This is a genomic window from Mesorhizobium sp. M0772 (genome assembly GCF_040320135.1).
Classification (GTDB): Bacteria; Pseudomonadota; Alphaproteobacteria; order Rhizobiales; family Rhizobiaceae; genus Mesorhizobium.
On record NZ_JAMYPB010000077.1, the window covers coordinates 1 to 17,535 of the forward strand.

The window sequence follows — 17,535 nt, forward strand, 5'->3', positions numbered from 1 at the left end:
CTGGCTGGCTTCCTTCATGGATTATGATTTGGGCTACTTCGATGATGAGACATGCAGGCTCGAACCACTCCAAAACCCCTTCGGGCCAAAAGTGTTACCCATGTCTCCGATATAAACCGTAACCTATGTGTCCGGAATGGACCCCGGCAAAATTGGCGATCCCGACAGGATTCGAACCTGTGACCATCGGCTTAGAAGGCCGGTGCTCTATCCAGCTGAGCTACGGGACCGCTGGCCGGCATTTGATATCTTGGCCGGCTGGTGTCTATGTGCCAGGCGCTGACCGCCGGTCAATGCGTCCAGGGTATCCTGCGGTCATAGCGGAAATTTTCCGCGTAGGAAATCTGCCGGCGCTTGGTCTCTTTCGGCTCCTCGACACGGAAGGCCAGCCCCTGCTTTTCGGCATAGGCCACCGCTTCTTCCCTGGTGTCGAAGGTCAGCCTGATCTGGCTCAGCATGTCGCCCGATGTGGTGTAGCCCATCAGCGGGTCGATCTTCTTGCGTTGGGCGGGATCGAATTCCAGCACCCAATGGCCGGTCTTGGCCTTGCCGGACTGCATCGCGGTTTTGGCTGGGCTGAAAATACGCGCGGACATGGGCACCTCGTAGCTGCGTTGGCGGTAGCGCCGCCTTATTTCAGTCAATACTGTGCAACACTGCCGCCGGCAAGGCCGAAGCGGCCTGCAACCAGGCCGCTTCGGCAGCGGCATCGACTGGATACACTGGCGTAGCATCAAAAGTCATGGTCATGATGGCGACACAAAGAGGCATGGACGCAGGGATTTTGCACGCCGAGGCCGGCAGCCAAGCGATTTTCGACGGCGCGATCGTGATCGGCGCCGGGGCAGCCGGCTTGACCGCAGCCCATGCGCTGCTCAAGACCGGCGTGCCTGTGATGGTGTTGGAAAAGGAAGCCCGGCTGGCCGAGCCATGGCACGGCCGGCACGAGCGACTGCATCTCAACACGCATCGCGACCTTTCGGCGCTGCCGGGCGTTTCCTTTCCTGCCGGCACCCCTGCCTTTCCGCACCGAAACACCATCATCGGCCATTTGAACGAATTCCACGCCATGCACCGGCTGCCGGTCGAGTTCGGCATCGCGGTCGAGGAGATAGGCTTCGAAGGCGACCACTGGCTTGTGCGGACCAGTGCCGGGCCGCGGCTGGCGCGCCATGTCGTCATCGCCACCGGGCGCGACCGGCAGCCCTTCATTCCGGCCTGGAAAGGCATGAAGGCCTTTGCCGGACGCATCATCCATTCGGCCGCATTCGGCGACGCCAAGGCCTATGCGGGCAAGAAAGTGCTGGTCGTCGGCGCCGGCAATTCCGGCTTCGACGTGCTCAATCACCTGGCGGCGGCCGGCACGGGACAGATCTGGCTGTCGGCGCGCAACGGTCCGGCACTGCTGCCCAAGCGCCTCGGCCAGATCGCCGTCCATCGGTTTTCGCCGATCCTGGCGCGGCTGCCGTTCAAGCTCGCCGATGCGGTGATGGCGGCGACGCAGCGATGGGCCTTCGGCGACCTCACGGCCTACGGCGTGCCGCCGACGCCTTCGGGCGGCGCAAGCCGGCTGGCGTCGGATTATACCGCCATCGCCACCGATGACGGCGCGGTCGATGCCATCAAGGACGGCAGGATCATCGTCTTGCCAACCGTGCGGGAATTTACCCGCGACACGGTCGTTTTCGACGATGGCGCGACGATCCAGCCGGATATCGTCATCGCCGCGACCGGCTACCGCACCGGGCTCGAGGCCATGCTGGGCAAGCTCGGCGTGCTCGACGAAAAGGGCGTGCCGCTGTTCAACGGCGCGGACAGCGACCCGAAACTGCCGGGCCTGTGGTTCACCGGCATGCGGCCAAGCATCCGCGGCTGCTTCGCCAATGCCCGCATCCAGGCCAAGGCGATCGCAGCCAGGATTGCACGGGAGCGCAGACCGCCAAGCCCCGTTTGACGATTTAGGGGTTGCGCGACAGGGTCCGGAACCGTATACGCCGCAGGGCCTCGGAGTGTAGCGCAGCCTGGTAGCGCATCTGGTTTGGGACCAGAGGGTCGGGAGTTCGAATCTCTCCACTCCGACCATTTTTTCCCACAAAGCCAGTCCTTGCCCAAGGTCACTCCCAAGGTCGCCAATGGCTGCCTCGCCGGTAGCGCATGGCGGCACGCATTGCCCAAGCAGCAGCCGCTCGCCGATCGGACCCTACATTGGAACACCAGTTCGCTCCGAGAGTTGTGTATGTTCAACCCAAGGAGCCAACAATGAAAACCCTTCTCATCGCCTCGATGATCGCGTTCGCCGGAACGGCGGCTTTGATCGCACCGGCGCAAGCCGCCAGTCTGACTATCCAGTCCGATGACGACGATCAATATTCGTCCGACGATGGCGATATACAGATTCTTCGCCATCACCAGCGCCACAAAGACTATAGCGACGACTATGGCGACGACTACAGCGACAGCCAGGATGGCCAATGGCGGCGCCACCATCGCCATCACCGCTGCCATATCGAACTGGTCAGGCACTGGCGCCATCACCACAGGGTCGTCGAAGAGGTCAGGGTCTGCGGCTGATCCGATCGCTTTGGACCTGCTCCGGCCGGGTTGGCGGCCGGAGCACCAATCTGACCTAAAGCGCGTCGTGCTACGTGGCAGCGCATACGGTGGTCTATCTGCTGGTCCGGTATCTGGCGGCGTTGTGGGCATAAACGTAGCTCTATAGAGCGCTCTCGATATCGGTCTTCGAAAAATCGTCGCCAACATAGAGCAAGCGGCAGGCTCGATCCTTTGCCACTTCATAGGCAAAGCAATCGCCGAAATTGAGCCCGGCCGGATGAATACCCTTGCCCCATCGCCCATACGCCTCGGCTATGCGCCGGCCAGAGGCTGGTGTCACCGCCGTGACCTCGAAGCCGAGCCCGCCGATCAGGCCGGCCATTTCCTCACCGACATTGCGCCTGTCCGCCACGATCAGCGCCTCGGCCACTGTGCCAGCCGAGATCAGAATATCGTCTTCGGCTTCCAGCGCCGCTATGCAGGCACTGGATTGAGGTTCGGCAAGAACGATCGCCATCAGGGCCGAGGTATCGACCACGATCATTCGGGCAGGCCATCGTCGCCATAGAGGAAGTCCTGGCTCCGCGCGGCATCCGGCCCGGCCTTTGCCTTGGCAGCGCCGGATGCTCGCATTGCCTCCAGTAATGCCCGGCGGCCTTTCCTGTCAGGGGCAGCCTTCACGGGAACAAGGCGCACGGCTGCATGACCATGGCGGGTCAGGATAATTTCATCCCCAGCCTCGGCACGACGCACCAGTTCGGTGAGCTGCCCCTTGGCGTCTGTAACGGATACCTGCATTGACCGCTCCTTTATGGACCATGCTCTGGTCCATATCCAAAAAGTAGACCATCTAATGGTCCATTTCAATGCAGGACGATGAGATCTTGCGGCTTGGTGAGGTCTGAATGAAGCTGGCGCGCAATCGGGCTTGCGGCGATTCTATCTGAAGGTAAGCTCGCCGGGCGAGAACCCCAATCATCACTCCCGGCGAGCCTACAACCCGATCAGGAACGCGATCAGGACCGGGGTCAGCCGGCAAACGCAGTGTTGCAAGATGGATGCCAGAGGTTTCTTCTCGAAATGGGACAGGAGCGGAGTCTTCTCCTTCCACTGCCTACACCTCGAACTCGCCCTGCCCTTCGTCCATTGCGCTGACGGTTTCGGCGGCGACCGCCCTGGTGATCGGCGTCTTGCGCTCGAGCGCGGTGCGGTCGAGGCGCTCGACCACGCGCATGGCGGTGGCCAGCGAGCGCTCGATGCGGCGCACCAGATATTGCACGACATGCGGCTCGACCTCGACTTGGCGGTCGGCGAAGAGTTTGGTGATGACACCGGCCAGAAGCAAATCGTCCGGCTCATGGATCTCGACGGTTGCCGCCGCCTTCAGCCGCGAGGCAAGATCGGGCAACGTCACCCTCCAGGCGGCGGGGAAGCGCCGCGCCGTCAACAGCAAGGTGGCCCCGGCGCCGCGCACTTCATTGATGAGATGGAACAGGCCCGCCTCGTCGATGGCTGTCTTGTCGACATCGTCGATCAGCGCGGGCCTGCCGCCAAGCCCGGTGATGGCATTGCCGATGCGCTGGGCATCGACCGCCACAGCGTTGGCCCGCGCCTGCCAGATCGAGCCCAGATGTGTCTTGCCGGAACCGGCCGGGCCAGCGAGCACGATCACCGGCGACGGCCAGTCCGGCCAGCGATCGACAAGGGCTGCCGCCTCGCGGTTGGTGGCCGACACCACCAACTCGTCGCGCGAGTAGCCGGTGCCGTGGCCAAGGTCGAGCGGCAGTTGGCGCGGCGGTTCGGTCTTATGATCCGTCACGTTCAGCCGCGCGGCGACCGGTGGCCGCCGCCGCGAGCGGCGGGCAGCGGCGGGACGGGCTCGGTGGAGTGTCCCTTGTAGAGCGGCGATTCGAGATAGCGGGCAATGGCAAACCGCACCAGCACGGCAACCGCCGCCGAAGCAGGAACGGCAATCAAAAGGCCGACGAAGCCGAACAGGGCGCCGAAAGCGAACAGCGCAAACATCAGCCAGACCGGGTGCAGGCCGACGCTTTTTCCGACCAATCTGGGCTGCAGGATGTTGCCTTCGATGAACTGGCCGATGAAGAACACCACGGCGACAGCAACGATCATGGTCCAGTCCGGCCAGAACTGGACGAAGGCGACGCCGACGGCCAGGACCAGTCCGGTCAGCGAGCCGACATAAGGGATGAACGAGATCAGCCCGGCGAAGAGGCCGATGAGGATGGCGAAATTCAGCCCGGTCAGCGTCAGGCCGGTGGCATACATGCCGCCGAGCACCAGGCACAGCGTGCCCTGGCCGCGCACGAAGCCGGCGGTCGCGGTGTTGATGTCCCTGGAGATCGCCCTGACCGTCCCGACATAATCGCGCGGCACCCAGCTGTCGACGACCGCCACCATGCGATCCCAGTCGAGCAGCATGTAGAAAGCGACAACCGGAGTGACCACGAACAGGCTGACCACCGACACCAGAGCAACGCCGGAACTCCAGATCGAGGTGAAGACGGTGCTCAGCAGGCCGAAACCGGAAGTGAGCAGCGAATTCAGCCCGTCGCGCAGGCCATTGGCATTGACGCCGAATTTCTGCTCCAGCCATTTCGGATCGAAGCTGGTGATCAGCGACTGCAGCCGGGTCAGATATTCCGGCAGCTTGCTGGCGAAATCGGCCATCTGCGTGGCCAGAACCGGAACCAGGATGACGAAGGCCAGCACCAAAAGGACGATGAAGGCGATCAGGATGACCACCGTCGCCATCAGCCGGGAGAGGCCGAGGCGTTGCAGCCGGTCGGCGACCGGGTCGAGGAAATAGGCCAGCACCATGCCGGCAACGAACGGCAACAGGATGCTGGAAAAAATGTAGAGGAACAGCGCCAGGAAAATTGCCGTGCCCAGCCAGAAGAAAATCTGGCGGCGAAACGCCAGGGACGCAGCCGCCTCTGCCAGCGCTGCAGTCGCGGCATTCTTGTCAACTACCCGGGGTGGAGCCTTCGCCATAGCCGCTCATATGCCTCAGCCAAGCCACGAGATAGGCCGCGGCCGAAGCCACGGTCAAGACCCCGGACAGCAATATGAGCGCAGGCCTCAGCGGGTCGAGGTGGAGGCCAAGGGCAAGTTCGCCCAGCACCACGGCGCCAGCACGATCTGGGCGGCGGTGTTGGCCTTCGATACATAGAGCGGCTTCATCTCGACCGGATGCGCCATGACGGTGGACAAGAGCACGGCGCAGTTGATCAGCGCATCGCGTGACACCATGGTCACCACCAGCCATAGCGGCAATTGCCCGATGAAGCCCATGACCACGAAAACCGAGACCAGAAGCACCTTGTCGGCCATCGGATCGAGATGGGCGCCCAGTTTCGAGTGCTGGTTGAAACGGCGGGCGATGAAGCGGAAATGCCTGCAACGAGAAAGCCGGCAAAGGCCCAGTCCCAGCGCATGTTCAGCATCGCCAGCACCAGCACGAAGCGCAGGATGGTGATGAGGTTGGGAATGGTCAAAGGCATGTCCCGCCATGCTTGTTCTGCAGATAGATGATGGAGATGGATTGTGGCTGCAAGGACCAGCGGTGAAGGGGCGACTGTCCACGTATTTATCTTGGGCAAAAGCCCGGTATCCTGTCGTCATCCTTGCCCCCCGAAACCATTCATGCGAAGAGCCGCCGAGGGAAACAGGGATGCGCCGACGATGAGCAAGGGCGACCGGGCCAAGCGCAAGAACGGGCTCACCTATGCCGAGGCGGGCGTCGACATCGATGCCGGCAACCTCATGGTCGAGAAGATCAAGCCGCTGGTGCGCGCGACGCGCCGGCCGGGCGCCGATGGCGAGATCGGCGGTTTTGGCGGCCTGTTCGACCTCAAGGCGGCGGGTTTCACGGATCCGGTGCTGGTCGCCGCCAATGACGGCGTCGGCACCAAGCTGAAGATCGCCATCGATGCCGGCAAGCACGACACGATCGGCATCGACCTCGTCGCCATGTGCGTCAACGACATCGTCGTGCAGGGCGCCGAGCCACTGTTCTTCCTCGACTATTTTGCCACCGGCAAGCTCGACCCCGACCAGGGGGCGGCAATCGTCGGCGGCATAGCAATCGGCTGCCGACAGGCCGGCTGCGCGCTGATCGGCGGCGAGACCGCTGAAATGCCCGGCATGTATAACGACAAGGATTACGACCTTGCCGGCTTCGCCGTCGGTGCTGCCGAACGCGGCCAGTTGCTGCCGACCGACGATATCGTCGAAGGCGACGTGCTGCTTGGGCTGGCTTCCTCGGGCCTGCATTCGAATGGCTTTTCACTGGTGCGCCGTATCGTTGCCGTCAGCGGGCTTGCCTGGAGCGATCCGGCGCCGTTCAACGATGAGGCGACGCTGGCCGAGGCACTGCTCGAGCCTACGCGCATCTATGTGAAGTCGATCCTGAAGGCGATCCGCAACACGCATGGCATCAAGGCGCTGGCCCACATCACCGGCGGCGGCTTCCCTGAAAACATCCCGCGCGTCCTGCCGAAGGACTTTTCCGCCGAGCTCGACCTCAATGCCATCGATGTGCCGCCGGTGTTTTCCTGGCTGGCGAAGACTGGCGGCGTGGCGCCGGAGGAGATGATGCGCACCTTCAACTGCGGCATCGGCATGATCCTCGTCGTCGCCTCCGGCCAGGCCGCACAGGTCGCAGCCGTGCTGCAGGAGGCCGGCGAGACGGTGACGCCGATCGGCCGCATCGTGCCGCGCCGCGACGCCGGCGTCATCTATCGGGGCTCGATCGGCCTATGAGCAGGAAACGCACGGTTGTTCTGATCTCGGGACGCGGCTCGAACATGACGGCGCTGATCGCGGCGGCGAGCGACCCGGCCTATCCCGCCGAGATCGTCGGCGTCATCTCCGACCGAGCCAACGCCGCCGGGCTTGGCATCGCGGCCGCGCGCGGCATCCCGACCAAAGTCATCGTGCGCGCCGACCATGCCAGCAAGGAAGCGCATGATGCGGCGATCGACGCCGCTCTGATTGCGTTCAACGCCGAGATCGTGGCGCTGGCCGGCTATCTGCGCATTCTCTCCCGCGGCCTGGTCGAGAAGTGGCAAGGGCGCATGCTCAACATCCACCCTGCCCTGCTGCCGGCCTTCAAAGGGCTCGATACGCATGCGCGCGCCCTGCGCGCCGGCATTCGCATTCATGGCTGCACGGTGCATTTCGTCACATCAGAGATGGATGACGGCCCGATCATCGCGCAGGCAGCGGTGCCGGTGATGGTCGGCGACAACGAAGACACGTTGGCCGCCAGAGTGCTGAAGGCCGAGCACCGGCTTTATGCGCTGGCGCTCGGGCTGGTCGCCGACGGCAAGGCGCACATGGAAGGCGGTCGCACCGTGCTGGCACATTTCGCCGACGATGCCGAAAACGGAACTTCCGTGGTGATGGCGCCCGACCCGCTGCGCGAAGAACGCGATCTCGAACATCTGGCGCGGATCACGCCGTAGGCCTACATGGCGACACCGAGACAATTGCTCCTGCTTCGCCACGCCAAGTCGAGCTGGGACCACCCGGCGCTTGCTGATTTCGACCGGCCGCTCGGGCCGCGCGGGCTGAAGACGGCGCCGCTGATGGGGCGCGAACTGGCCCGGCGCAGTTGGCTGCCTGACCTGGCGCTGGTGTCGCCGGCGCTGCGCACGCGCGAGACATGGCGGCTGGTCTCGGCGGAACTTGCGGCGAGCGTAACGGTGGAGTTCGCCGAGGCGCTTTTCGAAGCCACGGCTGGCGACATTCTGGCCGAGGTGCAGCAGGCAGTCGCATCGGCTGGCTGTCTCCTGGTGCTCGGCCATAATCCCGGCCTGGAGGACTTTGCCCGCCGGCTCGCCGGTCCGCGATCGAGTGTGGCTGCTCTCAGGAAACTTGAAGAGAAATTCCCGACCGGCGCCCTTGCCCGCTCTGTCATCGACGGCGACTGGGCGAATCTCGGCTTCGGCGCGGCCCGGTTGACGCATTGCATCAAGCCGAAGGATCTAAGCTAGACCAAGCTGCCTAACGGGCTAGCCGCAGGTGACAGCCGCAAACCGTGTTTTGAAAAGACCACGGGCAAACAAGGAGATAGGACCAATTGCTGGCGGATTGATTCAAGATCTTTGCGGCCCGATCAATTGCATAAAAACAAGAGCGGTGGGCCGGGCCCACCGCTCTTTGTGGTCGTCGATTTCCCAGAAAATCAACGACCCCAGATGCCCTGGCCGGATTCCGGCTGGTTCGAGTCGCCCTTGATCGTGAAATCGCCGAGGCTGGCCGGCTTGCGGATCGAGGCGGTATAACTGTGATCGATGTTGCCGGCGGGCGCTGTCACAGCAGGCTGGTTGACGCCGTCGGAGCCGTAGTGGTCGCTGCCTGCGAAAGCGGTGCCGGTGGCAAGGAGGATGGCAGCAGCGGTAAGTGCGATCTTGGTCATTTCAGGTAATCCAGATTTTTCAGTTCTGTCCGTCAAGTGGCGTGCCTTGGGAGGAATTCGCGTCGCTCGGACCACCCCGAAATGGGTGTGCGTTGCTGCCGTTGCCAATCACAAAAATGTGCGAACCGAACCGTTCGGTTCGGTGTTGGAAGGCGCGAAATGTCGTAGTTGTTGCTATATTCTATTCTCTAGGCGGCTCCGACCTCCAACGCCCCTCGTTGCGTTACCCTTGCATCTCAAAAGGTCGTGAAGCCCAGTACGTCGCGCATGTCGTATTCGCGGGGCGGCCGGACGGCGACCCAGCGTGCTGCCGCAATGGCGCCGCGCGCGAACATCGAGCGGTGGCCCGCCGAATGGGAAAGCGTGAGCGTCTCGCCCTCGGCCAGCAAGCTCACGCTGTGCTCGCCGACGATGCTGCCGCCGCGCAGCACGGCAAAGCCGATCTCGCCGGCAGGGCGTGGACCTGTAAGGCCGTCGCGGATGCGTTTCGCCACATCGTCCAGCCTGACGCCATGTCCGCGAGCGGCCGCCTCGCCCAGCATCAGCGCCGTGCCCGACGGTGCGTCGACCTTCATGCGGTGATGCGCTTCCAGGATTTCGATGTCGGTGTCGGGACCAAGTGCTCGCGCCGCCTGCTCGACCAGCCCGGTCAGCATGCTGAGCCCGAGCGAGTAGCTGCCGGAGCGAACGATGGCGACGGACTTCGAAGCAGTAGCGATGGCGGCGAGATCGGCCGGCTCGAAGCCGGTCGAGCCGATGACCAGCGCCGGGCCACCGCAGGCCGCGCAAGCTTGTGCAAGATCGACGGAGGCCGAAGGCGTGGTGAAATCGATGATGACATCGGCAAGCGCCAGTGCTTCGTCGCGTTCGACCAGCCCCTCGCCGGCGCTGCCCGGCCTGTGAAAGCGGGCGACGAGCGCCAGCCTGGGATCGGTCTCGACGGCCAGCGCCATCTCCCTGCCCATGCGGCCGAGCGCACCGGCTATGGCTATCTTCAACAGATGCGGCATGGCGGCTTTCACTGGAAATGCGAGTCACAACAATGATCTACCATGCCGCCCTGCCAGATTGATTCAGCCGGCGCCATGCGTCTTGAGCATCATGCCGGCGATCTCCTTGACCAGCTTGGCGGCAACCAGCGCGGTGAGATTGGAGACATCCTGGCTTGCATTGTATTCGACGACATCGGCGCCGACGATGGGCTGGTCGATCCGCTGGATCAGGTTGATCACTTGCCGGGTTGTAAGACCACCGGGTTCGCGGTGCGACACGCCGGGCGCACAAGCCGGGTCGAGGCCGTCGAGATCGACCGAGAGATAGGCCGGCGTCTTGAGATCGAGCTGCAGACCCTCGCTGAAATGCCGCGCCTCGATCATTTCGACGCCGAAGCGCTTGAGCTGGTCACGAAGCTCATCATTGAGGGTGCGCAGGCCGATCTGGATCAGCCGGTCAGCCAGCCCCTCCTCCAGGATGCGCGCGAAGGACGAGGTGTGGGACCGCCTGTTGCCCTGATAGGCATCGTAGATGTCGGGCTGGGCGTCGATCTGGACGATCGTTAGCCTGGCATGGCGGCGGCGCACGGCACGCAGCACCGGCCAGGCGATGGCATGATCGCCGCCGAGGCTGATCAACGGGTGGCCGGCATCCAGCGCGCGGCCGACCTCGGCCTCGATTCGTTCCCACGGACCGCCGGCGCCTGAAAAGTCGATGTCGCCGTGGTCGACGAAACTGTCCGCCACATCGAAGCCGGTTTCGCTCCACGAGCTGTGCGCGTCGCTTTTGAGTTCCCGCCGGATCAGGGCCGGCGCTGCGGCCGCGCCCTTGAGATAGGACGAGTTCTCGTCATGCGGTATTCCCAGAAGCGAAACCCTGGCCATCGGCGTGCGATCTCCGGCAACAGGCCATCTCCCTAAACCCGGCAGCTGGCTGGCGATAGCAGTGCCGCTTGGGCCAGTTGCGAAGGCGATCAGGCGTCACTTCACGATCGCGCCGCCCAGCCTTTGCCTGACGATCGCGGCGTGGAAATTCGTGCCGTGCAACAGCCCGTCATCGTTGAAGTCGTAGCTGGAATTGTGCAGCGGCGGCGAGGTCTCGCCATTGCCGAGAAAGACGAAGCAGCCCGGTACCTGATCGAGGAAGCGGGCGAAATCCTCCGAGGCGGTCATCGGCTCCGCCGCGATGCTGGCGGCGCCATAGGCCAGCACGCGCCTTGCGGCGACAAAGGCCGCGTCCACCAGGTCGGCATCGTTCTGCAGCGGCACGAATTCCCTGCTATAGGTCACGTCGGCGGTGACATTGTAGGCAGCGGCGGTGCCTGCCGCGATGACCCGCATCTGGCGCTCGATCTCGGCGCTGACCTCGGGACGAAAACTGCGGGCGTCACCGAGGATGCAGGCGAGGCCGGGCAATGCGTTGCGGGTGCCGTCGGTGATCAGCTCGGTCACCGAAACCACCGAAATGTCGGCGGGACTCAGCCGGCGCGAGACGATGGTCTGCAGATTGGTGACCAGCGCGCAGGCGGCGACCAAGGTCTCGTTCCCGGAATGTGGCCGCGCCGCATGGCCGCCGATGCCCTTGAGCACGATCTCGAAATTGTCCTCCGCCGACATGAACGGGCCGGCACGGGTCTCGAAATGCCCGACGGGCAGGCCAGGCATGTTGTGCAGGCCAAAAATCTCGTCGAAGGGAAAGCGCTGCAGCAGCCCGTCGTCCAGCATCGCCAGCGCGCCCCTGCCCCATTCCTCGGCGGGCTGGAAGATGAAGCGCACGGTGCCGTCGAAACCGCCCTCGGCGGCCAGCAGCTTTGCCGCGCCGAGCAGCATGGTGGTGTGGCCGTCATGGCCGCAGGCATGCATGATGCCGGGGTTCTGCGAGCGATGGGCGGTCGCGGACTGCTCGGTGATGCGCAGCGCATCCATGTCGGCCCTGAGCGCAATCGCCCGGTTGCCGCTGCCGCGCTTCAATGTGCCAACGACGCCGGTGCCGCCGACCCCCTCTGCAACATCGTCCAGCCCGAATTCGCGCAGCTTCGCGGCGACAAAGGCAGCGGTGCGCTTTTCCTCAAAGCCGAACTCGGGGTGCGCGTGCAAATCGCGCCGCCAGCCGGTCATTTCCTGCTTCAGCACATCACGATCGAGCTCAGCCATTTTCTCCCCGACCTATTTTGCAAGCTCACTGGCGACATCAAGCAGGATGTTGGCGCCGGCGACAAGCTCGGCATCTTCAGTGTGTTCGCGCGGATTGTGGCTGATGCCACCGGCGCTCGGCACGAAGATCATTGCCGCCGGCGCGAGGCGGGCCATCATCTGCGCGTCATGGCCGGCGCCCGATGTCATGCGCCTGACGCCGAGACCGCGGTTCTTCGCGGCCGCCTCGATCAGTTCGACGATGCCGATGTCGAATAGCACCGGTTCGAAGCGGGCGAGCCGCTCGACCGAGATCGATACGTTCTCCAAAACCTCAAGCTCCTCGAGATAGGCAGCAAGGGCCGCCTCATGCGCCTGCAAGCGCTGTTCGTCGGGATCGCGCAGGTCGATGGTGAAGACGGCGCGCGCGGGAATGACGTTGATGGCGTTGGGTTCGAAGCGCATCGTGCCGACCGTGGCCACGGTTGGCCCATTTGAAGCCCTGGCCCGATCGTGCAGGAAGGTGATGATGCGGGCGGCGGCGTAGCCGGCGTCGCTGCGCATCGACATCGGCGTGGTGCCGGCATGGTTGGCGGCGCCGTCGATGGTGATGCGCTGCCAGGAAATGCCTTGCAAATTCTCGACCGCGCCGATCGGCACGCCTTCACGCTCCAGCACCGGCCCCTGCTCGACATGAAGTTCGAGATAGGCATGCGGCTTGAGGAAGCCGGGTTCGCGGTCGCCGGCATAGCCGATGCGGGCGAGCTCCTGGCCGAGCACGCTGCCATCCGTGCCGATGGCGGCCAGCACGGCCTCGGCGCTGACGCCACCGGCATGGCATAGCGAGCCCATCATGTCAGGCGTGTAGCGCACGCCTTCCTCATTGGTGAAAGCGGCGACCGCGACCGGGCGCGACGGCGAAAAGCCCGAAGCCTGCAGCGTCTCGATAACCTCCAGCCCGGCCAGCACGCCGTAGCAGCCATCATAGATGCCGGCATCGATAACGGTGTCGATATGCGAACCGATGAGCAGCGGCGCCTGCCCGGCATTGTCGGAGCTTTGCCAGATGCCGAAGATATTACCGACCCGGTCGATGGCGACTTCCAGCCTGGCCTGCCTGAGCCAGCCGACAAAGAGGTCACGGCCCTGTTTGTCTGTGTCGGAGGCGGCGAGCCGGATCAGCCTATCCTCACTGTCGCGGCCAACGGTGCCGAGTTCCCGGATGCGGCCAAGCAGACGCTGTGCATCGATCCCGATCATGGCTATGCCTCGGCCTTCAGCTTGCCGGCCAGCACATCGGCGGGGCTCTGCCCGACCAGCTCGGTATAGCGATGCGGGTCTGTGGCGCCTTCGGTGTTGATTACAAGCACGCGGGATTTGTCGTCGAGCCCGAGCGCGGCCTTGTGGTCGGCCACCGCCCGGATCAGCCCGGCCAGACCGACGCCGCCGCTTTCGCCGGCGACGATCACTGGATCATTGCCAGCCGGCCGTGCCAGCCGCCGCATCACCGCGACCGCCTCCTCCTCATCCACCGTCATGAAGGCATCGGCAACCCGCGCCAGAACGCGCCAGGCAACTTGCGAGGCCTCGTAGCATTCGAGCATCGCCATCACCGTCGGCTGGTCGTGTGCGACCTTGACCACGTGGCCCGCCCGGGCGGCTGCGACAACGCAGGCGGCGCGGGCCGGCTCGACGACGATGAAGGTCGGCCTGGCGTCACCGAGCACGATGGCGAGATGGCCGGCCAGGGCGGCGGCAATGCCGCCGACACCGGCCTGCACGAAGACATGGGTCGGCGGCTGCGGCAACTGGCCCAACGCTTCACGCACGATCGTCGAATAGCCCTGCATGACCAGACCGGGGATGCGCTCGTAGCCCGGCCAGGAGGTGTCGGACACCACGGTCCAGCCTTGCTCAGCTGAAACCTCGGCGGCCTGCCTAACCGAGTCGTCATAATTGCCGTCGACGCGGATCATCTCGGCGCCATAGCGGGCTATTGCTGCAATGCGCGCCTCGCTGACGCCGGCGTGAACGAAGATTGCCGCTTTCGCGCCAACCAACTGTGCACCTTGCGCGACCGAGCGGCCATGATTGCCGTCGGTGGCGCAGGCAACCGTCATGCCGGCAGCGACCGCCCGGACGTCGAACCGGTTGAGATCGGCCACGTCAACGGGCCGACCAAGCGATCGGCTCGCCTCCTCCAGCACCAGTCGAAAAACGGCATAGGCGCCGCCGAGCGCCTTGAAACTGCCGAGACCGAGGCGAAAGCCTTCATCCTTGATGTGGACGGCGCCGAGGCCGAGTTCGCCGGCCAGCGTCGGCAATGCATGCAACGGAGTTGCGAGGTGATTGTCGCGATGGGCAAGAAAGCGCTCGACCGTATCGGCACCGGCATTCCCCAGCGTTTCGGCATCGACCGGATCGAGCGGCCGGCGGTGCAAGGCATTGCTGTTGAGCAGGAACACGGGTGGCCTCCTTTGGGTGTGACGAAATCATATTGCAGCCGAGGCGCAAAAAGCGCTGTTATTGGCGCTTCGAAATGCAATTTTGTTTCGCCAGGATAGCGCTTTGCCTCGATCGCCTTCGCTCGACAGTTTCGACCTCGCCATCCTTGCCATCCTGCAGCGGGACAACACGACGCCGCAGCGGCTGATCGGCGAAGCCGTCAACCTGTCGGCGCCGGCGGTGCAGCGGCGGATCAAGCGCATGGAACAGTCCGGCGTCATTGCCGGCAACGTCGCTGTCATCAACCCCGTTGTGGTCGGCCAGCCCATCACCATTTTCGTCGAGGTCGAACTGGAGAGCGAACGCTCGGACCTGATCGACGCGGCCAAGCGGCAATTCTCGGCAGAGCCCGAAGTGCAGCAATGCTACTACGTCACCGGCGAGGCCGACTTCATCCTAGTCATCACCGCGGCCGACATGGGGGCCTATGAGGCCCTGACGCGCAGACTGTTCTTCGACAGCAAGAATGTCCGAAAATTCCGCACCTTCGTTGCCATGGACCGTGTCAAGGTGGGGCTGACGGTGCCTCTGCCGGGATAGCCAGTCTCTTTTACGCAATTCCGGACGGAAAACCGCTCACACTTTTCCTGGAATTGCTTTAGCCCGCCGGCCGCAGCCAGACCTTGTTGTCGTGAAAGGCAGCGCCGCCATAAGGTGCCGGCGCATCGGCGCCGGTGAGCACATTGATGCCTTCGCCACGCTCATGGGCGCTGTTTGGCCAGATGCCCTCGGCGATCACCACGCCGCGCTTGAGGCCTTCGAACAGCTTTGCGTGCAGCACCACCTCGCCACGCCGGTTGCCGACCTCGATACGGTCGCCGTCGCCCAATCCAAGCGCGGCGGCATCGTCCGGGTGCACCAGGAGTTCCGGCCGGCCTTCCTTGGCTCTCGACACAGGTGTCTCGGCGAATGTCGAATTGAGAAAGTTGCGCGCCGGCGATGTGGCGAGCCGAAACGGATGCTCGGCGTCCGCCACCTCGATCAGGTCGACATGGTCAGGGAATTCGGGGAGTTCCGCCACCGGCCCGAACAGGCCCATGATTTTCGGCGGCCGGTTGGGCGCCGCCTGCCCGCTCCAATTGGCGCGGAAGTGAAATTTCTTGTCGGCATGGCCGAAACCATCGATGAAATGCGCCGCATCGAAATCCGGCTGCAGGTCGACCCATTTGTCTTCCTTGAGGCTGGCGAAGGAGCCCAGCCCGCGCTTGCCGAGGATGATGTCGATATGCTGCTGCTCGGTCAGGCCAAAGCCCGGCCGGTCTGCGACGCCGAGACGCTGCGCCAATTGCTCGATGACGAAATGGTTGGTGCGCGGCCCTTCCGGCGGTTCGATCAGCTTGGGACCGAGCGTGATGTGCTGGTTGCCACCGCCCTTGTAGACGTCGTCATGCTCGAGAAACATCGTTGCCGGCAAAACGACATCGGCGAGCTTTGCCGTGTCGGTCATGAACTGCTCGTGCACGCAGGTGAACAGGTCGTCACGCAGGAAACCCTGCTTCACCAGCCGCTGCTCGGGCGCGACATTCACCGGGTTGGTGTTCTGGATCAGCATCGCCGTCACCGGCGGGCCGCCATAGAGCGCGTCCGCTGCACCGGTCAGCACCGGGCCGATACGCGACTGGTCGAGATGGCGAATATTGGGATCGCGCATCGCGGCGCCTTCCAGCACATCCTGGTTGAGCTTGAAGATGCCGGAATTGGAATGGAAGGCACCGCCACCCTCATATTGCCAGGCGCCGGTGACGGCGGCGATGCAGGATGCCGCGTGCATGTTGACCGCGCCGTTGCGCTGGCGGGCAAAGCCATAGCCGAGGCGGAAATAGGTTTTCCTCGTCGTGCCGACGAGGCGTGCGAAAGCCTCGATCTCGGTGACGGCAAGACCGGTGATGGCAGACGCCCATTCCGGCGTGCGCGTCTCCAGATGCGCTTCCAGCCCCTTCGGATCGTCGGTGTATCTTTCGAGATAGGCGCGGTCGGCCATGCCTTCCCTGAACAGCACATGCATGACCGCGCAGGCCAGCGCGCCATCGGTGCCGGGCTTCAGCACAAGGCCTATATCGGCCTGCTTCATCGTCGCGTTCTCGTAGACATCGATGACGACGATCCTGGCGCCACGCTCCTTCCGCGACTTGATGGCGTGGGTCATGACATTGACCTGCGTGACCACGGCATTGGTGCCCCAGATCACCACGCAGTCGGACTTCGCCATCTCGCGCGGATCGGGACCACGCAAGGCGCCCGCTCCCATCATCCAGCCGGTCCAGGCCAGATTGGTGCAGATCGAGCCGAAGAAGCCGGAGTATTTTTTCGCATGGCGCAGCCGGTCGATGCCGTCGCGCTGCACCAGCCCCATCGTGCCGGCATAGAAATAAGGCCAGACGGTCTCGGAGCCGTATTTTTCCTCGGCCGCGATGAATTTCTCGGCGACGAGGTCGAGTGCCGCTTCCCAGCAGGATTCTTTCCAGATGCCGGCGCCCTTGGCGCCGGCGCGAACAAGCGGCTTCAGCAGCCGGTCGGGATGGTGGACACGGTCGGCATAGCGCGCGACCTTGGCGCAGACCACACCAGCCGTATACGTATTGGACTTGGCGCCATGGACACGGCCGATGCGGTTGCCATCGAGCAGTTCGACCTCGAGCGCGCAGGTCGAAGGGCAATCATGCGGACAGGCGGAGTGGCCGATGCGAAGCTGCTGGTTCATGCGGCGTTTTTAGCGGGTTTTGCGGGCGACGTGTAGGGCCAGATCTTACCCTCCCCTTGATGGGGAGGGTCGGCGCGCAGCGACGGGGTGGGGTGCGGCGCGGGGGGGGGCCCCCCCCCCGCGCCCGCGGGGGCGCCCCCCCCCCCCGCGCCCGGGCGGGCGGGGCGGGGCCGGGCGGGAGATGGGTGGAGGGGCGGGGGGGGGCG

Annotated in this window: 18 protein-coding genes, 2 tRNA genes and 1 pseudogene; 7 read left to right on the forward strand and 14 right to left on the reverse strand. The window is 64.2% G+C overall.

Translation table 11 applies throughout. From position 1 onward, the window contains the following. Nucleotides 1–153: 153 nt before the first annotated feature. A tRNA-Arg gene (locus tag NKI06_RS29160) sits at nucleotides 154–230 on the reverse strand. A 60-nt stretch (nucleotides 231–290) separates the two neighbouring features. Next, nucleotides 291–596 carry an ETC complex I subunit gene (locus NKI06_RS29165; protein ID WP_023670294.1) on the reverse strand — a complete coding sequence of 102 codons (306 nt, stop codon included), beginning with the start codon at nucleotides 594–596 and terminating at the stop codon, nucleotides 291–293. A gap of 173 nt (nucleotides 597–769) precedes the next feature. Between NKI06_RS29165 and NKI06_RS29170 the strand changes: the two genes are divergently transcribed. The 3 genes from NKI06_RS29170 (at nucleotide 770) to NKI06_RS29180 (ending at nucleotide 2,571) form a co-directional block, all read left to right on the forward strand. Next, nucleotides 770–1,954 carry a flavin-containing monooxygenase gene (locus NKI06_RS29170; protein WP_352987804.1) on the forward strand — a complete coding sequence of 395 codons (1,185 nt, stop codon included), beginning with the start codon at nucleotides 770–772 and terminating at the stop codon, nucleotides 1,952–1,954. Between the two features lie 51 nt (nucleotides 1,955–2,005). Then, nucleotides 2,006–2,082 (forward strand) — tRNA-Pro (locus tag NKI06_RS29175). Between the two features lie 177 nt (nucleotides 2,083–2,259). Next, a complete protein-coding gene (locus NKI06_RS29180; protein WP_352987805.1) occupies nucleotides 2,260–2,571 on the forward strand; it encodes a hypothetical protein in 312 nt (103 codons plus the stop codon). 142 nt (nucleotides 2,572–2,713) lie between these two features. On the opposite strand, the gene NKI06_RS29185 is transcribed toward NKI06_RS29180, so the two are convergent. The 5 genes and pseudogenes from NKI06_RS29185 to NKI06_RS29205 all read right to left on the reverse strand — a co-directional run bounded on the left by NKI06_RS29185 (nucleotide 2,714) and on the right by NKI06_RS29205 (nucleotide 6,071). Then, nucleotides 2,714–3,097, reverse strand: a complete 384-nt coding sequence (locus tag NKI06_RS29185; protein WP_352538114.1) for a type II toxin-antitoxin system VapC family toxin — start codon at nucleotides 3,095–3,097, stop codon at nucleotides 2,714–2,716. Then, nucleotides 3,094–3,351 carry a type II toxin-antitoxin system Phd/YefM family antitoxin gene (locus tag NKI06_RS29190; RefSeq protein ID WP_352987806.1) on the reverse strand — a complete coding sequence of 86 codons (258 nt, stop codon included), beginning with the start codon at nucleotides 3,349–3,351 and terminating at the stop codon, nucleotides 3,094–3,096. Before NKI06_RS29190 ends, NKI06_RS29185 begins: the two co-directional genes overlap by 4 nt. Nucleotides 3,352–3,667: 316 nt before the next feature. Then, complete coding sequence (hdaA, locus tag NKI06_RS29195) at nucleotides 3,668–4,372, reverse strand: DnaA regulatory inactivator HdaA (RefSeq protein ID WP_352987807.1); 705 nt, start codon at nucleotides 4,370–4,372, stop codon at nucleotides 3,668–3,670. Nucleotides 4,373–4,374: 2 nt separating this feature from the next. Next, nucleotides 4,375–5,568, reverse strand: coding sequence for an AI-2E family transporter (locus tag NKI06_RS29200; RefSeq protein ID WP_023705318.1), 1,194 nt, complete (start codon nucleotides 5,566–5,568; stop codon nucleotides 4,375–4,377). Next, nucleotides 5,540–6,071: pseudogene (locus NKI06_RS29205) on the reverse strand (CDP-alcohol phosphatidyltransferase family protein). The gene NKI06_RS29200 and the pseudogene NKI06_RS29205 overlap by 29 nt, the downstream one beginning before the upstream one ends. A 187-nt stretch (nucleotides 6,072–6,258) precedes the next feature. Between NKI06_RS29205 and purM the strand changes: the two are divergent. From purM to NKI06_RS29220, 3 genes are read left to right on the forward strand one after another with little or no spacing between them, the layout of a single operon-like run. Then, complete coding sequence (gene purM, locus NKI06_RS29210) at nucleotides 6,259–7,338, forward strand: phosphoribosylformylglycinamidine cyclo-ligase (protein ID WP_352987813.1); 1,080 nt, start codon at nucleotides 6,259–6,261, stop codon at nucleotides 7,336–7,338. Next, a complete protein-coding gene (purN, locus tag NKI06_RS29215; RefSeq protein ID WP_023689060.1) occupies nucleotides 7,335–8,042 on the forward strand; it encodes a phosphoribosylglycinamide formyltransferase in 708 nt (235 codons plus the stop codon). The genes purM and purN overlap by 4 nt, the downstream gene beginning before the upstream one ends. Nucleotides 8,043–8,048: 6 nt before the next feature. Continuing rightward, entirely contained in the window at nucleotides 8,049–8,573 is a 525-nt protein-coding gene (locus tag NKI06_RS29220; RefSeq protein ID WP_352987808.1) for a SixA phosphatase family protein, read from the forward strand. Nucleotides 8,574–8,764: 191 nt separating this feature from the next. Here the strand turns inward: NKI06_RS29220 and NKI06_RS29225 are convergent, their stop codons facing one another. The 6 genes from NKI06_RS29225 to NKI06_RS29250 all read right to left on the reverse strand — a co-directional run bounded on the left by NKI06_RS29225 (nucleotide 8,765) and on the right by NKI06_RS29250 (nucleotide 14,588). Then, nucleotides 8,765–8,998, reverse strand: a complete 234-nt coding sequence (locus tag NKI06_RS29225; RefSeq protein WP_023684758.1) for a DUF680 domain-containing protein — start codon at nucleotides 8,996–8,998, stop codon at nucleotides 8,765–8,767. A gap of 236 nt (nucleotides 8,999–9,234) precedes the next feature. Then, nucleotides 9,235–10,008 carry a 4-hydroxy-tetrahydrodipicolinate reductase gene (dapB, locus tag NKI06_RS29230; protein WP_023834749.1) on the reverse strand — a complete coding sequence of 258 codons (774 nt, stop codon included), beginning with the start codon at nucleotides 10,006–10,008 and terminating at the stop codon, nucleotides 9,235–9,237. A 63-nt stretch (nucleotides 10,009–10,071) separates the two neighbouring features. After that, nucleotides 10,072–10,875, reverse strand: a complete 804-nt coding sequence (locus tag NKI06_RS29235) for an agmatinase family protein (protein WP_352987809.1) — start codon at nucleotides 10,873–10,875, stop codon at nucleotides 10,072–10,074. Nucleotides 10,876–10,971: 96 nt separating this feature from the next. After that, on the reverse strand, nucleotides 10,972–12,144 hold the full coding sequence (locus NKI06_RS29240; RefSeq protein WP_352987810.1) for an amidohydrolase: 1,173 nt from the start codon (nucleotides 12,142–12,144) through the stop codon (nucleotides 10,972–10,974). A gap of 12 nt (nucleotides 12,145–12,156) precedes the next feature. Continuing rightward, entirely contained in the window at nucleotides 12,157–13,383 is a 1,227-nt protein-coding gene (locus NKI06_RS29245; protein WP_352987811.1) for a Zn-dependent hydrolase, read from the reverse strand. Nucleotides 13,384–13,385: 2 nt separating this feature from the next. Beyond that, nucleotides 13,386–14,588, reverse strand: a complete 1,203-nt coding sequence (locus tag NKI06_RS29250) for a diaminopropionate ammonia-lyase (RefSeq protein ID WP_352744817.1) — start codon at nucleotides 14,586–14,588, stop codon at nucleotides 13,386–13,388. Between the two features lie 103 nt (nucleotides 14,589–14,691). Here NKI06_RS29250 and NKI06_RS29255 point away from each other — a divergent pair, with 103 nt between their 5' ends. Beyond that, nucleotides 14,692–15,168 (forward strand): Lrp/AsnC family transcriptional regulator, encoded by a 477-nt coding sequence (locus tag NKI06_RS29255; protein ID WP_023738646.1) that lies wholly within the window; start codon nucleotides 14,692–14,694, stop codon nucleotides 15,166–15,168. A 58-nt stretch (nucleotides 15,169–15,226) separates the two neighbouring features. On the opposite strand, the gene NKI06_RS29260 is transcribed toward NKI06_RS29255, so the two are convergent. Further along, entirely contained in the window at nucleotides 15,227–17,329 is a 2,103-nt protein-coding gene (locus NKI06_RS29260) for a molybdopterin-containing oxidoreductase family protein (RefSeq protein ID WP_352987812.1), read from the reverse strand. Between the last annotated feature and the right edge of the window lie 206 nt (nucleotides 17,330–17,535).

Bases quoted from the DNA above. Each gene is read 5' to 3' on its own strand.
- NKI06_RS29165 (WP_023670294.1), bottom strand. From the start codon at position 596: ATGTCCGCGCGTATTTTCAGCCCAGCCAAAACCGCGATGCAGTCCGGC.
- NKI06_RS29170 (WP_352987804.1), top strand. From the start codon at position 770: ATGGACGCAGGGATTTTGCACGCCGAGGCCGGCAGCCAAGCGATTTTC.
- NKI06_RS29180 (WP_352987805.1), top strand. From the start codon at position 2,260: ATGAAAACCCTTCTCATCGCCTCGATGATCGCGTTCGCCGGAACGGCG.
- NKI06_RS29185 (WP_352538114.1), bottom strand. From the start codon at position 3,097: ATGATCGTGGTCGATACCTCGGCCCTGATGGCGATCGTTCTTGCCGAA.
- NKI06_RS29190 (WP_352987806.1), bottom strand. From the start codon at position 3,351: ATGCAGGTATCCGTTACAGACGCCAAGGGGCAGCTCACCGAACTGGTG.
- NKI06_RS29200 (WP_023705318.1), bottom strand. From the start codon at position 5,568: ATGGCGAAGGCTCCACCCCGGGTAGTTGACAAGAATGCCGCGACTGCA.
- purM (WP_352987813.1), top strand. From the start codon at position 6,259: ATGAGCAAGGGCGACCGGGCCAAGCGCAAGAACGGGCTCACCTATGCC.
- purN (WP_023689060.1), top strand. From the start codon at position 7,335: ATGAGCAGGAAACGCACGGTTGTTCTGATCTCGGGACGCGGCTCGAAC.
- NKI06_RS29220 (WP_352987808.1), top strand. From the start codon at position 8,049: ATGGCGACACCGAGACAATTGCTCCTGCTTCGCCACGCCAAGTCGAGC.
- NKI06_RS29225 (WP_023684758.1), bottom strand. From the start codon at position 8,998: ATGACCAAGATCGCACTTACCGCTGCTGCCATCCTCCTTGCCACCGGC.
- dapB (WP_023834749.1), bottom strand. From the start codon at position 10,008: ATGCCGCATCTGTTGAAGATAGCCATAGCCGGTGCGCTCGGCCGCATG.
- NKI06_RS29235 (WP_352987809.1), bottom strand. From the start codon at position 10,875: ATGGCCAGGGTTTCGCTTCTGGGAATACCGCATGACGAGAACTCGTCC.
- NKI06_RS29240 (WP_352987810.1), bottom strand. From the start codon at position 12,144: ATGGCTGAGCTCGATCGTGATGTGCTGAAGCAGGAAATGACCGGCTGG.
- NKI06_RS29245 (WP_352987811.1), bottom strand. From the start codon at position 13,383: ATGATCGGGATCGATGCACAGCGTCTGCTTGGCCGCATCCGGGAACTC.
- NKI06_RS29260 (WP_352987812.1), bottom strand. From the start codon at position 17,329: ATGAACCAGCAGCTTCGCATCGGCCACTCCGCCTGTCCGCATGATTGC.